Origin of the sequence: Phocaeicola vulgatus ATCC 8482, assembly GCF_000012825.1 — a bacterium.
In the GTDB taxonomy this organism is placed as follows: Bacteria; Bacteroidota; Bacteroidia; order Bacteroidales; family Bacteroidaceae; genus Phocaeicola; species Phocaeicola vulgatus.
The window spans coordinates 3,806,521-3,821,084 of sequence record NC_009614.1 but is presented as its reverse complement, the minus strand read 5'-3'; the positions used below and the strand labels follow the sequence as shown (position 1 = coordinate 3,821,084).

Annotated in this window: 10 protein-coding genes; 7 read left to right on the top strand and 3 right to left on the bottom strand. The window is 43.2% G+C overall.

Annotated elements, in window-relative coordinates; translation table 11 throughout:
* Positions 1 to 3 precede the first annotated feature (3 nt).
* Positions 4 to 240, bottom strand: a complete 237-nt coding sequence (locus BVU_RS15205; protein ID WP_012055515.1) for a hypothetical protein — start codon at positions 238 to 240, stop codon at positions 4 to 6.
* 123 nt (positions 241 to 363) lie between these two features.
* Here BVU_RS15205 and BVU_RS21770 point away from each other — a divergent pair, with 123 nt between their 5' ends.
* Positions 364 to 591 carry a hypothetical protein gene (locus BVU_RS21770; RefSeq protein WP_005847732.1) on the top strand — a complete coding sequence of 76 codons (228 nt, stop codon included), beginning with the start codon at positions 364 to 366 and terminating at the stop codon, positions 589 to 591.
* A 31-nt stretch (positions 592 to 622) separates the two neighbouring features.
* Here BVU_RS21770 and BVU_RS15200 read toward each other — a convergent pair whose 3' ends face one another.
* The gene (locus BVU_RS15200) at positions 623 to 2,290 is read right to left on the bottom strand and encodes a formate--tetrahydrofolate ligase (RefSeq protein ID WP_005846873.1); all 1,668 of its coding nucleotides are present in this window, start codon (positions 2,288 to 2,290) and stop codon (positions 623 to 625) included.
* Between the two features lie 88 nt (positions 2,291 to 2,378).
* On the opposite strand from BVU_RS15200, the gene BVU_RS15195 reads away from it, so the two are divergent.
* From BVU_RS15195 to BVU_RS15175, 5 genes are all read left to right on the top strand, one after another.
* Complete coding sequence (locus tag BVU_RS15195) at positions 2,379 to 3,554, top strand: iron-containing alcohol dehydrogenase (protein WP_005846871.1); 1,176 nt, start codon at positions 2,379 to 2,381, stop codon at positions 3,552 to 3,554.
* Between the two features lie 312 nt (positions 3,555 to 3,866).
* The gene (locus BVU_RS15190) at positions 3,867 to 5,090 is read left to right on the top strand and encodes a hypothetical protein (RefSeq protein ID WP_005847734.1); all 1,224 of its coding nucleotides are present in this window, start codon (positions 3,867 to 3,869) and stop codon (positions 5,088 to 5,090) included.
* A gap of 5 nt (positions 5,091 to 5,095) precedes the next feature.
* The gene (locus BVU_RS15185) at positions 5,096 to 5,677 is read left to right on the top strand and encodes a condensin complex protein MksE (RefSeq protein ID WP_005846867.1); all 582 of its coding nucleotides are present in this window, start codon (positions 5,096 to 5,098) and stop codon (positions 5,675 to 5,677) included.
* Positions 5,661 to 9,314, top strand: a complete 3,654-nt coding sequence (locus BVU_RS15180; protein WP_005846864.1) for an ATP-binding protein — start codon at positions 5,661 to 5,663, stop codon at positions 9,312 to 9,314. The genes BVU_RS15185 and BVU_RS15180 overlap by 17 nt, the downstream gene beginning before the upstream one ends.
* A 317-nt stretch (positions 9,315 to 9,631) precedes the next feature.
* Positions 9,632 to 11,689, top strand: a complete 2,058-nt coding sequence (locus BVU_RS15175; RefSeq protein WP_005846861.1) for a HelD family protein — start codon at positions 9,632 to 9,634, stop codon at positions 11,687 to 11,689.
* A 379-nt stretch (positions 11,690 to 12,068) separates the two neighbouring features.
* Here BVU_RS15175 and BVU_RS15170 read toward each other — a convergent pair whose 3' ends face one another.
* Positions 12,069 to 12,947, bottom strand: coding sequence for a hypothetical protein (locus BVU_RS15170; RefSeq protein WP_012055512.1), 879 nt, complete (start codon positions 12,945 to 12,947; stop codon positions 12,069 to 12,071).
* A 246-nt stretch (positions 12,948 to 13,193) separates the two neighbouring features.
* On the opposite strand from BVU_RS15170, the gene BVU_RS15165 reads away from it, so the two are divergent.
* Positions 13,194 to 14,552 carry a DUF5690 family protein gene (locus tag BVU_RS15165; RefSeq protein ID WP_005847737.1) on the top strand — a complete coding sequence of 453 codons (1,359 nt, stop codon included), beginning with the start codon at positions 13,194 to 13,196 and terminating at the stop codon, positions 14,550 to 14,552.
* Positions 14,553 to 14,564: the final 12 nt, after the last annotated feature.

Genomic DNA, 14,564 nt, shown 5'->3' with positions numbered 1-14,564 from the left:
TTTTTATAAAAGCTTATCTTTCTCATATTCCGTTTTATCTTCGGCCGCAACCAGATTTAATTCCCTGCCGCTCTCTCCATACGAAACCGCATGACGTACTGCAAAATTTTCCAAGAACAAATGGTTCAGCGTAAACAATGCCCCATTCAAGTGCTCATTTCTGACAGAAGGTTTTGTATTCCTACTACGAATCCGAGACATGCATTTACGATGCCGTCCGGGAGTCAAGACACCCGCCATCCATCCACTTTTTAAATAATGCAAATATATAAAAAACGGATAAAAGTCTGATTCTAAACAATAATTTTGTACTTTTACTGTCGCATATAATCCATATACATTCAACACCAAACAATAAAAGCTATGACAGCAAGAAACAAAGTTCTAACCATCATGGGTATCATTATACTTATCGGGATTATCTCAATAGGATTCTTTGTATTTCCAATCGGAATTTCCATGTGCGCCATTACAGGCTTATGCTATGGCTGCAAATATAAAGACAAGTTGTTTATCAGATGGTCATCTGTAGGATTGGTAACAGGTATCGGACTTTCCATTTACACCTGGTGTTTAATCTCGTCAATGTAAAACAGTATAAGTTCAGTAAAAAAAAGAGGGGTTACGACAACCCCTCTATTTCACCATTCACGATATCAATATGCAATGCCTGCGGTTCCTTCGGCAATCCCGGCATACGCATTATTTCTCCGGCAATGACTACCAGCATCTCAGCTCCGGCATTCATCACAATATCTTGTACATGGAATTCAAAATTGTCTACCGCACCGTAAATTTTGGGGTCGGTAGAGAATGAATACTGCGTCTTGGCAATGCAGATAGGGAAATTTCCATATCCCAATTCTACAATATGCTTCAGTTTCTTACGGGCAGCGGCACTATACGTAATAATGCTGGCACCGTATAAATTACAAGCCACCTTCGATATTTTAGTTTCTACACTATCCTCATCATCATAGGCATATTGCAAAGGCTCGGAAGGTTGTTCCTCAATGGTTTTCACAACCAGTTCCGCCAATTCTACTGCCCCTTCGCCACCATCAGTAAAGGCGTTGTTCACTGCAAAGCCCACACCTTTCTTCTCGCAATGGGTACGGATATAATCCACTTCTTCCTCCGAATCATCCCCATAACGGTTAAACGCAACGACAACTGTCTGACCGAAATATCTCAAATTACGCAAATGCTTATCCATATTGGCCACACCCTGCTTCAAAGCTTCCAGATTAGGTTCCTTTATCTTATCCTGTGATACGCCGCCATGCATTTTCAATGCACGGGCAGTAACCACCAAGACGGTCAGTTTAGGTGTGACACCTGCTTTACGGCACTTAATATCATAGAACTTCTCCGCTCCCAGGTCAGCCCCGAATCCGGCTTCGGTAATAGTATAATCACTAAAAGTCATTGCCATCTTGGTTGCCAGAATAGAGTTGCAACCGTGAGCGATATTGGCAAACGGCCCCCCATGAACAAAGGCAGCAGTATGTTCCGTAGTTTGTACCAGATTAGGAGAAAGAGCATCTTTCAAAAGAACTGTAATGGCTCCGGCAACTCCTAAATCTTTTACAGTAAAAGGCTTGTTGTCATACGTAAAACCTAATAAAATATTTTCAATGCGACGACGCAGGTCCTTTTCATCCTTGGCCAGACACAGAATAGCCATAATTTCAGATGCAGGAGTAATATCAAAACCTGACTCCTGGGTAATTCCGTTGGTCTTCGGTCCTAGTCCTGTAACAATATAACGGAGGGAACGGTCATTCACATCCAACACACGACGCCACAGCACTTCCTTCAATCCGAAACCATTATCACGATTCTGATAAAGGTAATTGTCCAACAAGGCCGAAATCATATTGTGAGCGGAAGTGATGGCATGAAAATCACCTGTAAAATGAAGATTAATCTTATCCATCGGCAAAACTTGGGCATATCCTCCTCCGGCAGCTCCCCCTTTCATTCCGAAACAAGGACCTAGCGACGGCTCGCGCAAGGCAACAATTGTTTTCTTTCCTATTTTATTCAGTCCCAAAGCCAATCCGATGGAAACAGTGGTCTTACCAATACCGGCTTTGGTAGGAGTGATGGCAGTAACTAGAATAAGGTTACTCTGCTGCACCTTTTCTTCGTTTATCTGACTTTCATCCACTTTGGCAATATAGCGCCCGTAGTTACTGATGTGCTCTACAGGAATACCGGTTTCCCGAGCCACTTGTTTAATCTTGACCAGCTCAATGCTGCGTGCTATTTCAATGTCCGTTTTCATCTTTTTACTAAATTTAGGCGGCAAAGGTAATATATTTCCTTAACTTTGTTTTGGTTTCAAACAACAAAATAATATAAGGAGTAAGCAAATGAACAATTTTGTATTTTACAGCCCTACCGAGTTTGTATTTGGCAAGGATACAGATATCCAAACCGGTACTCTTGCTAAAAAGTATAACGCCCGGAAGGCAATGATTGTTTACGGTGGAGGCTCTATTATTCGCAGCGGATTACTGCAACGCATAGAAGATTCTCTGCAACAGGCAGGAGTGGATTATGTAAAATTAGGAGGCGTACAACCTAATCCTACTGACCCGAAAGTTTACGAAGGCATTGAACTGGCGCGCAAAGAAGGCGTGGACTTTATGCTTCCCGTAGGGGGAGGCTCTGTCATTGACACTGCAAAAGCCATTGCGGCAGGAGTGCCCTACGAAGGTGATTTTTGGGATTTCTATATAGGAAAAGCCAAAGTGAAGAAGGCCTTAAAAGTGGGTGTGGTACTTACTATTCCCGCTGCCGGCAGCGAAGGTTCGGGCAATACGGTGATTACCAAACTGGAAGGTCTGCAAAAACTAAGTTTGCGTGTACCGGAATTACTACGGCCTGTTTTTGCTGTGATGAATCCGGAGCTGACCTATACTCTCCCCCCCTACCAGACAGCTTGTGGCATTGCCGATATGATGGTACACATTATGGAACGTTATTTTACCAACACTCCCGATGTAGAAATCAGTGACCGGCTGTGTGAAGGGACTTTGATGGCTATCATCAAAGAAGCATATAAAGTGAAGCAGAACCCGAACGATTACGAAGCACGCGCCAATATCATGTGGTGTGGGACAATTGCCCATAACGGTACTTGCGGAGTAGGTTGTGAGGAAGACTGGGCATCACATTTTCTGGAACATGAAATCAGTGCTGTATATAATGTGACACATGGAGCAGGACTAGCAGTAATCGTACCTGCATGGATGACATTCATGGCAGAACATAACCCGAAAAAGATTGCCCGGTTTGCAAACCGCGTTTTCGGAGTTCCCGAGAATGAGGATTTGGAAGAAATGGCACTTGCCGGCATATCACGATTGAAGCATTTTTTCAGATACATGGGCCTGCCGGTCAATTTCAAAGAATTGGGTATAGAACATCCTGATATTGAACTGCTAGTGAAAAAACTGCATGAAAACAAAGGTGAATTAGTAGGTAATTATGTAAAACTGAACAAAGAATACAGTAAAGAGATATTCGAACTAGCCTGCAAATAACCCGCACAGCCCAACTGTTCTAAAATATAGGCATCCGGTTTATCTGCCTTTATTTCATTCAGAACCGTAAAGCTCCTAAAGTATTCTATTTTCCAGACGCGCCGGCACGAACTACGTTATTCGTGCCAGCCGCATCTGAGAAATATAGCACCATTAAGCGACAGACACTTCATGCAACGACTTCCCTCTTGCCCATTTATACTCCAACATTTTCCACCTTTTACTTCACTATTTATATGCTTTTTAGCATAAAACGCTAGGTTTTTCCAACCATTTAAAGTAACTTCGCCGGACTTTTTTGGAGAAAAAACAATGTATATATTCCGATCAATTCACGAAATAATAAATACGATTTTTGTAGCTAAAGGGCTATTGGTAGAGATGTTTGAGAAGAGAAAAGTACTTAGTTTTCGATACTCGGACGCACTAGCCCTATTGAAAGAGGATGAAAACCGTTTAAAGATACTCATCGAAAAGGAAATCATACACCAAAACGGAAACTTTGTGGAACTGGATGCCCGATTCCTTGATTTCTTCGAACTGCTGCTGGAAGCGAACGAGGAAATCAACACGGCTACCGTAGAGGAAAACATAGAGTACCTGCACGAACTGATGGACTACTACCTGAAAGAAAAGATCCAGTCGCGCAAGGAAAGTTATGTACGCAATATCAAGATTACCTTTCAGAAACTGGCACGTGTAACGATACGGAACATTATCAACCTTCAACACAATATTGATAATGCTTTCAAACACGAGCCCACATACCAGATAAAAATAGCCAAACTGCAAAATCTGGACAAGAAACGAATCAACATCCAGCGGTTGATAGACTCTACCGAACATCTGATTCTGCATGAAGAACGGGATTTCTTCCGCCAAGCCACTGACGAAGAGCTGACCCGCATCCTGCTCGAACTGCGGCAGGAACTGCAACTATCAGCTCACAGTCTGATTCGTGCCCAGCAGGATATCATCAATTACCTGAACCAAATAAAGAATCAGGTGATACTGGTAGAAAAAATACGAAAAGTAAAATATCTGCAAGATCAGTTCGAGTTACGTGCCCGGAGTAATCTGTCTGAAATAATGGAACGGGAACGCTCCCTCCTGTTGGAAGGCAATACACAAGCATCGTTCAAACTGTCCCCCAGCTATTTGGCCAGTGACGAAGTGCGTCCCATCATTCTGAAAGTTATCAGCAATCAGAAGTATCGTGAAATTGTACGGAAAAATGAAGCCGGAGCTTTCAGTGAAGAAGACTTGGAAGCACAGGCCATGTACGAAGAAGTGATTAATTTGGACGAAGTGGTAACCGCCTTTGTGCAGTCGGGGGCAGAAGCCCGCTGGAAAGGAGAGCCGGTCAGCGACCTTTTTTCCTTTCTGTTGCAATATCATTTCCATCGCGAAGTGGATGAAAAGGAACGTACCACGTTCTTCTGTCAGATTGTCTCACTTTACGAGAGCCAACTGGAAATCCGGAACGAGTTCGGACTCCACAATCAATATGAATATGCTAAAATATACCCACTCTGAGAATTATGGATTTAAATATACAAATACCCGATAATACCGCATCCATCTTTGAATACCTGCAAAAAGGACTGTTCATCAGTTCCAACAGCACCAGCGAAGAAGTACGCGATATGTATAATGAAATAGATGAGAACTACGAATCTCTCTATCAGTATTTCTCACAAATAAACTATACACTGGAACGGGGAAACGAATATTTCTTCTTCTCCCGTATAGAACCTAAAGCCACACTGGAGCAAAAAATCATGCGTGCCTATTACTGGATAGATGTGCTCGATTTTTTCAAAACCTACGATGAAACATTCGGTCCCGGATTCCGCTTCCAGCCCGAACAGATATTGGTGGAAACCAACATCAACATGCTGCTCCAAAACAAACTGGACGGTATGCGGAAACACTTCTCGGACAAGGACATCCGCAAGGAAGTGCTGGAAAACATGATACGCCAGCTCACCAAAGACTCGTTCCTGGAACAGGAAAATGAGAAAACCAATACGTATAAAGTGATGAGCGCCTGGCATTATCTGGAAAGACTGATTGAAAGTATCAACATTTACGACGAAACCGAAGATGAGAAACCTGAGTAGAATTATCTTTATCAATAGTGCGAATATCCCTTATTCGGACGATATCTATCTGGACGGAAACGTTCACTTCATCGGTACGCAGGGAGTGGGAAAAAGTACCCTTCTGCGTGCTATCCTTTTCTTTTACAATGCCGACACGCAACGGCTGGGCATTTCGGTGGAAAAGCAGAATTACACGGATTACTATTTTCCCTACTCCAATTCGTATATCGTTTACGAAGTGGCAACAGAGAACGGTGCGTTCTGTATTCTGAGTTTCAAATCGATGAACCGTGTATGTTACCGCTTCATCCACTCTCCTTACCGCAAAGAATTCTTTATAGACGAGAATCGGGTGGCCTATAGCGAGAGCGACCGCGTGCGTGCCGTGCTGGACCAATATGGCATAGAATATTCACGTATCATCTATACCTACGACGAGTATCGGAACATTCTGTATGGAAACAGTACAAGTCCTGAGTTCAGCCGGTACTCGCTGATGGAGAGCAAGCAATACCAGAATATTCCGCGCACTATACAGAACGTGTTGCTGAATTCGAAACTGGATGCTGAATTTATCAAGAAAACAATCATTTCTTCTCTGAATGAAGATGAAACGGCCATCGACCTGAACAGTTACAAGGAGCATCTGAAAAACTTTGAAACCCGTCTGAAGGATATCGAAGAATTTCAGAAACGGGAAACCCGGAAACAGGCTCGGGAAATCACACTGTTATCCCAACAAACATCCAAACTGCAAGGCGGACTGGTGCAGAATTGCCGCGAACTGGTTGCCGCTTTCCGCAAAGCCGAAAGTATCCTTCCCCAATGGAAAGAGAAACAAGACCGCACGGATGCCGACAAAGGAAAACTGATACGCCGGAAACAGGAGCTTCAGGATGAATCGCGCAAACGCAGCGACAAGTTACAGGAAGCGCTGGCAGTGCTGAACAACGAACTGCAAAAGGCATTAGGCAAAGAAAAGGACTATCAGAACAAGAACATAGAAGAGATTATAGAACGCTCTTCCAAAAAAGAGGAATGGAAGAACCGGCAGGTGGGATTGCTGGAAGAACAACGCATCCTTACCTCACAATATATGGAAATATCCACCAAGTATAAATCGCTGATTCAGGCCTTGGACGAGCAATGGAACAAGATTCATGAAGCGAAAATCAAACAACTGGATACATTAAACAATGCATACAACGAGCGTCTGGAAGAGGCCCGCAAAGAATACCAGCGGTTCACTGATTCCCTTTACCAGGAGTTCGAAAGCCTGTCACAGCAACTCCATCCGCTGAAAGCCGAGAAACTGGGCGAACTGAACGCTATAGATTACCAGATAAAATTATGCAGAAAGGAGGTTTTCTTTGAGGAAGAGCAACAAGAATTGAAAACACGTATCCAAAACTATGCCAACTTTCATACGGAACGGAAAAACCGTATCGCCCAAGCGCAGCTCATCATCAAGGAACTGACCATGACTTGGGAAGAGGAACAGCAGAAACAGTTGAAAGAAAAAGACCTGACCTTGCAAAAACTGCAACAGGAGATGCTGCAACTCCGTCCCCGCATAGACGAATTACAAGCTTTTCTGAACAACAGCAAAGACACCTTGCAAGGCTGGCTGAAAGAAAACAAAAAGGGATGGGAAGAGAATATCGGCAAACTGTGTGATGAGAGCATTTTATGGCAACGGGGGCTTTTTCCGCAAATTACCATTGAGGGGGGAAACTCATTCTATGGCATTTCCATTAATTTAGACAGCATCCACCGCCCCATCAAATCCATAGACGATTATATCGTCGAGAAAGAAAACGGTGAAAAACGTCTGGAAGAAATCACTGCTGCCATGCAACGCCAGCAAACTGAAAGGGAGGAGTTGCAGGAACAGTTGAAACGCAAATACCAACCGCAGATAAAGGAACAAAAAGCCATTATCAGCCAAATAGAGTATGAACTGGAACAATTGGAACGCCAATACCAGCAGGATATGCTCGACTTGGAAGAGTGGAAGAAGAAAGCCAATGAGGAACGGAATGCCAAAATAAACCGATTGGAAAACGAACAGCGCAAACGGGTTGCCGAACTGGACGGTATAAACAGCAAGCTAAAAAACCTGAACAAAGAAAAGACAGAGAAACTGGATAGCCTGAAGCAGGAATGGAACAAGCAACAACAGGCTCTTGCCGCCGAAAAAAAGACACAAGCGGAAGTTATCGGGAAGGAAGAAAAAGAAGAACAACGCAGAATTTCCTCCATCAAAACCGAATATGAAGCGGATATGCAGAAAGAGCTTCACTCGCAGGGAGCAGATACCGAACGTCTGCAAGACATTGCCAACCAACTGGTCCAACTGGAAAAAGAGCTTTCTTTCATTAAGGAGAATGCGACACTGGTCATCGAATACCAAAAAGACAAACGGGATTTGATAGACCGTATTCCCGGATGGCAACGGGAGCACGATGAACAAAAACGTCTGCTCCAATTGGAACGGGAAACGCTGAGAGTGGAAACATCCTCCCTACAAGAAAAAATAGACCTTCTGAACAAAGAATGGGAAGAAGCGGAAGAAAATGTAAGGGAACTGCAAAAGAACCTGGAGGCTTACAGCAAGATTCCGGCATACGACTGGTATAAACCGCATCAGGATATATTCCGTTCCGAAAACACGCAAACCATGCAGACCACCAAGACCTGTATGGAGCTGATTGACGAACTGACCCGCCAGGCCAACCAATTCACGCAGGTGCAAAGCAAGCTCCGTAAAGAAGTGAACCTTTTCACCGGACATTTTGATGAGGACAACACCTTCAAGTTCCGCGTAAAATTCAACGAGGATTGGGAATATGTACGCTTTGCCGACGAACTGCACGACTTTGTGGAAGAACACCGCATAGACGAATACATCCGCCGCATCAACAACGAGCATTGGGATACCTTCAAACGTATCAGTATGGACACCTCCATGCTGACTTCATCGGAAGATGATATTCAAGATGTGATCCGTGAAATCAATAAAGGTTTCGCCACCTGCAATTTTGTGGGAGTCATCCAGCGCATTGAAATGAAAGTGGAAGAGAGCAGCAACCGCGTAGTGAATATTCTGCGTGAGATACAGAAATATTACCATGATTACGGCTATGACCTCTCACCGGAAACCAACCTGTTCTCCTCTGCCAAAGAGCAATTGGTGAAAGAAGAGGCTATCACTTTGCTGCGTACCTTTATCAAGGAAATACATGCTTACCGCTATGACAGTATCCGCCTGTATGATTCCTTCGAGTTGCGTTTCCGCATTGTGGAGAACGGCAATGACACCGGATTTATCGAGAAGATAGCCAATGTGGGGTCGGAAGGAACCGACATTCTGGTAAAAGCGATGATAAACATCATGTTGCTGAATGTGTTCAAGGAAGGAGCATCCCGCAAATTCAAAGATTTCAAGTTACACTGCATGATGGATGAAATAGGCAAACTACATCCCAACAACATCAGCGGTATCCTGAAATTCGCCAATGACCGGAACATCATTCTTATCAACGGTTCTCCCACCGAACTGAACCGCGATGCGTATAAGCACGTTTACCTGCTTACCAAAGGAACACAGAACAAGACCCGCATCGCACGGTTAATCTCAGATAAACAGCTATAAAAGCCAGTAATAACAAACTGTATATTTCTATATTATAATGCACAATCTCTCAAAAAAAGATTGTGCATTATTCTTTTTCCGTGAACATTCTCCTTACATGTACCTGCTACGGTTGGGACGGAGAGCTTGTGAAAGTTCCTCCACCTTTTTTCCACAAAGAAAAGAGCGGCTTCCATTCCTGCAATATTCATATCAGAGTAACCCAAACAACCGGACAAAGAACAAATTTACATCCACTTTTCTCCATACAAAGGGAATAACATTAAACATATTTGTGTAATTTCGCCCGGTAATAAAACTACAAACCAATACGCGCTATGATATTTAACCGGACTGAAAAGGAAGAAAAAGCCTATCTCATGGATATTATTGCTTTATTAGCTGCCAATATCGAACAGATGGATAAGGCCATTGAAGATAAATCCAAAGACGTAATGGAGCACAAACTCTACTTGTGGGAAAATCTGTCCGAACTGGACCGAGCCGAGAAAAGTGCGGTCCGGCAGATAGTCACCCAACAAGTAGCAGCCAGCGAGTCCTTGGCCGAGAAAAAGAAACGTTATCGCAAAATGATGGCCATCCCCTATTTCGGTCGCATCGACTTTCAAGAAAAAGGGCAACCCGAAGTCCTGCCATTATATATAGGTATACACTCATTTTTCAATCCTCCCACCAATGAAAATCTGATACACGACTGGCGTGCCCCCATCTCCAGCATGTTCTATGATTATGAATTAGGAGAAGCACATTTCGACGCCCCCTCGGGAGAAGTGAAAGGTAACATCCGTCTGAAACGCCAGTATCGCATCCGTGACGGAAAAATGGAATTCATGCTGGAAAGTTCACTGAATATTCAAGATGACATCCTTCAGAAGGAATTGAGTGGAAACTCCGATGACCGGATGAAGAATATAGTCGCCACCATCCAACGGGAACAGAATAAAATTATCCGTAATGATACATCGAACACCCTGATTATCCAGGGAGTAGCCGGTTCAGGAAAAACATCCATCGCCTTGCACCGCGTAGCCTATCTGCTATATCGGCACAAAGGGGAAATCACGTCCAATGATATCCTGATCATTTCCCCCAATAAAGTATTTGCCGATTACATCTCGAACGTACTTCCCGAATTGGGAGAAGAAAAAATTGAAGAATGCGGCTTTGAGGAATTAATGCTCAAAATACTGGACAACAAATATAAAATACAAACCTTCTTTGACCAGGTGGCCGAAATACTGGACAAAGAGGAAGAAGATTTTATAGAACGTATCCGATTCAAATCCACCACCGAATTTATCCAGCAGATGGATAAATACATTCTATATTTGGAACAAAACGCATTTCGGCCAACCGACCTGAAAGCAGGGCGTATCCCTATCCCTGCCGAGTACCTGAAAGAACGTTTCGCGGCATGGCACCGCCTGCCCATGCGAAGCCGTTTCCAACCAATGGCAGAAGAAATTGCCCGCGAACTGACTTTCACCTATCACCAAGAGCCGATGGGAAAAATACAGATACGGCAGTTGGGTAATGAACTGAAAAAGATGTTCAACAATAAAGACCTCGACTTGTACAAGGGATTTTATGACTGGCTGGGAAAACCGGAAATGTTCAAGCAGGGTAAAAACCGGAAATTGGAATATGCGGATGTAGCTCCATTACTTTATTTGAAACTGGCCCTGGAAGATAATAAAACCATGTATGGCATCAAGCATCTGCTGGTAGACGAAATGCAGGACTATACTCCGATACAATACAAAGTTCTGGCTAAATTATTCCCCTGCCGGAAAACAATATTGGGAGATGCAAAGCAATCAGTAAATCCATACAGTTCCACCACCTGCGAACAGATCCAACGTGTACTGGTCGGCTCGGAAGTGATGAAGCTTTGTAAAAGTTATCGCTCCACGTATGAAATCACAGAGTTTGCCCAACGCATTGCCAAGAACGAGGAACTGGAAGCTATAGAGCGTCATGGAGAGGAACCGGCAGTCGCCTTGCTGCCTACTGAAAAGAAAGAGATAGAATGGATAGAAAACCTCATCACCTCTTTCCTGAAAGGAGCTGATGTATCCATGGGTATTATATGCAAAACCGTAAAACAAGCGGACAAGTTGTATGCAGCCATCAATCATTTGTCTGATAAGATCTGTTTGCTGACAGAAGAAAGTGTAGCTTTTGTCAATGGGGTGGTCATTACTACAGCCCACATGGCAAAAGGGCTGGAGTTTGACGAAGTGATTGTTCCATTTGTAACTGATAAAAACTATAGAACAGAAATAGACCGCAGCATGTTATATGTAGCCTGCACCCGTGCCATGCATAAACTTTATATTTCCGCATCGGGTAATATAAGTACATTTCTATCATAAGCATTGACAAAACATCATCCATTGCAGGAATGGCATGAAATCCATCCCTACAGTGGATGAGCAAGTCTGCAAAAGGGTATTCCTCCGTAAGGAATGCGTAGCCTTGTAATCTGATTCATCCTTAAAAGATCTTACCCATATCTCTAAACCTTTCCCGCCGTAGGGTTAAAGGTTTTCTTCCTGTTTGTTTTATCTCCGCAAGCCTTTGGAGTTATCTCCATAGCCTTGGGAGTCAACTCCAAAGCTTATGGAGATAACTCCAAAGACTTGGGAGATAGAATACATCCGTATAAAAAGGCTTGATCAAGGAAGAGAAAAGGCTTATGTAACAGCGACGGATGCGATATGTTGTTATTACAAGCCGTTTCCAATGTACGAATCATAAAGACAAAATCTTTTTTTCCCTCTCCAAATCATTTTCATTCAGTTGGGGAGACGGAACCATGCAGGTACGGATACAATCTCCCTCCTGACAAGTATAGTCATAATACTTCTTTTGTAATTCTGTCAACTTATCGAGTGGAACCAGCTCCCCTTTCAGTTCCAGGAATTCCTCCATGTCTGTACTGTCTCCTTGCTTTACAAACAAGATACGGCGCGCTATCGGATTCCTGTTGTAATCCAGACTAAGATACAAACCTTTAAGGAACGGCGGAAAATCATACATCGGCAATTGCAGATAAATACTGAACAAAGCCATTTGCGGTGACTCACGCTCGTTAAAGAAAATATACCCGTTCTGATGATTATTGAATAATCCCACTCCCCGATGCGTTGTATTATAGGCACTCATGTGAGTCACCTTCACATACGTATTGTCTTCGGAAGCCTCTATCAGATAGGGTTCCACTTTAAGGCATTGGCACGAAGAAGAAAGACTATAGCTCAGATAACTTCCGCTATAATTATAAACTTCCTGCACGGAACGCTGCATCTCGGCAGTCATCATCTCCATAAAAGGATTGGTCTTTGCCTCACCATGGGCAGGTTCCAAACTGAAAAGCAACTCTTTGGTACTTGCCAAATTGCCCAACAGACGTTTTTTTGACACATTATTGACCTGCGCCAAAGCCAAATCTAATGAATCTTCTTCAGAGTGTCCTTGTTTCAATGAGGTTACATAAGTGGGCAGAACGCTGGAATAAAGAGCAGACAAGACACTGGGAGCCATATCTACATAATCTGCTATCTCCTTCATTTTCAAACCATTGTTACGGAGATATTCTATTCTTCGGTATATTTCTATCAAATCATTCATTGTTCTCTTCTTCTTTATTGAACTTGCAAAATACAAGTTTTTATATGAACATACAATGACATATACATTACATTAATGTTACATCATACAACAGGTGGAATATGAAAAATATTAATCATAAAGATTCATTTTTTCTCTCTCGAAAGGCCCCTACTTTTGCTTCCGGAAACAGCAATCCAAGGACACGAGGAGTGAGGTTCCTACAAAGAAAAGAAACAAAACAATTAGTCAATATCAATTAGTATAATGGAAGCAAAAAGCGAAACAAACAAACAGATATCCAGTTTCCTGTTTATCCTGTGGGCAGGAGGGGCGGCACTACTGTCATACTCACTGGTATATGCCCTGCGCAAACCTTTTACAGCTGCCACCTTTGACGGAATGGATTTCTTCGGGATGGACTATAAAGTAGCCACTACCATCATGCAGATTTTCGGCTACCTTATTTCAAAGTTCTTTGCCATCAAGATTGTTTCAGAATTGAAGCGCGAGGACCGGTTGAAGTTCATGGTATGCTCCGTAGCCCTTGCAGAACTCGCTTTAGTCTTCTTCGGATTACTCCCCCAACCCTTTAATGTGTTTGCCCTATTCTTCAACGGACTGGCATTGGGATGCATGTGGGGAGTCATCTTCAGTTTCATAGAAGGACGCAAAGTTACCGATATATTGGCCAGCTTGCTGGGGGTAAGTATGGCGGTGAGCTCAGGAATGGCTAAATCTATGGGATTGTTTGTAGTCAATACATTTGGTGTCACAGAATTCTGGATGCCCGCCCTGATAGGTGGTTTAGCCTTCCCGCTCCTTATCCTCATGGGGTGGTCGCTCAACAAGTTGCCACAACCCACAGATGAAGACCGCGCCCTCCGTTCGGAACGTGTCACCTTGAACGGAGAGCAACGCAGACAACTGTTCAAAAGTTATATGCCCTTGCTGATCATGCTGTTCTTCGCCAATCTGTTTATCACTATTTTACGTGATATAAAAGAAGATTTTCTGGTCAATATCATTGATGTCAGCACTATTTCTTCCTGGTTGTTCGCACAAGTGGACGGTATGGTGACGCTGATTATTTTGGGAATCTTTGCCATGATGTCGTTAATAAACAGCAACTACAGAGTATTGCAGGTGCTTCTGGCTATGGTTATTGGTGGAGCGGGCACAATCAGCTATCTGGCTTTTAATTATGATGCATTGCAACTGCCTACCCTTTACTGGCTGTTCCTCCAAAGTCTGAGCCTGTACATCGTTTATCTTAGTTTCCAGACTCTGTTCTTCGAGCGCTTCATAGCCTGCTTCAAGATTAAAGGAAATGTGGGATTCTTCATTGCCACCATCGACTTTATCGGATATACAGGAACTGTCTGTGTACTGCTGTTCAAGGAATTTTGCAGCCCGGATATCAATTGGATGGAGTTCTATAACCAGTTCTCGGGATGGGTAGGCATTGTGTGCAGCATTGCATTCATCGGTTCGGCCATCTATCTGATGCAACGGTATAAATTGGAAAGACAGCTGAGAAAAGAAGAAAAAAATAAAAAGATCATCGTTTCACCGATGGCGTTAACCAACTTAAAGGAAACAGCAGAAAACATCTGTAACCCATAACATAAAAATAAA

Coding starts and splice junctions, on each gene's coding strand:
- BVU_RS15170 (WP_012055512.1), bottom strand. CDS start 12,947: ATGAATGATTTGATAGAAATATACCGAAGAATAGAATATCTCCGTAAC.
- BVU_RS15185 (WP_005846867.1), top strand. CDS start 5,096: ATGGATTTAAATATACAAATACCCGATAATACCGCATCCATCTTTGAA.
- BVU_RS15195 (WP_005846871.1), top strand. CDS start 2,379: ATGAACAATTTTGTATTTTACAGCCCTACCGAGTTTGTATTTGGCAAG.
- BVU_RS21770 (WP_005847732.1), top strand. CDS start 364: ATGACAGCAAGAAACAAAGTTCTAACCATCATGGGTATCATTATACTT.
- BVU_RS15200 (WP_005846873.1), bottom strand. CDS start 2,290: ATGAAAACGGACATTGAAATAGCACGCAGCATTGAGCTGGTCAAGATT.
- BVU_RS15190 (WP_005847734.1), top strand. CDS start 3,867: ATGTATATATTCCGATCAATTCACGAAATAATAAATACGATTTTTGTA.
- BVU_RS15165 (WP_005847737.1), top strand. CDS start 13,194: ATGGAAGCAAAAAGCGAAACAAACAAACAGATATCCAGTTTCCTGTTT.
- BVU_RS15205 (WP_012055515.1), bottom strand. CDS start 240: ATGGCGGGTGTCTTGACTCCCGGACGGCATCGTAAATGCATGTCTCGG.
- BVU_RS15175 (WP_005846861.1), top strand. CDS start 9,632: ATGATATTTAACCGGACTGAAAAGGAAGAAAAAGCCTATCTCATGGAT.
- BVU_RS15180 (WP_005846864.1), top strand. CDS start 5,661: ATGAGAAACCTGAGTAGAATTATCTTTATCAATAGTGCGAATATCCCT.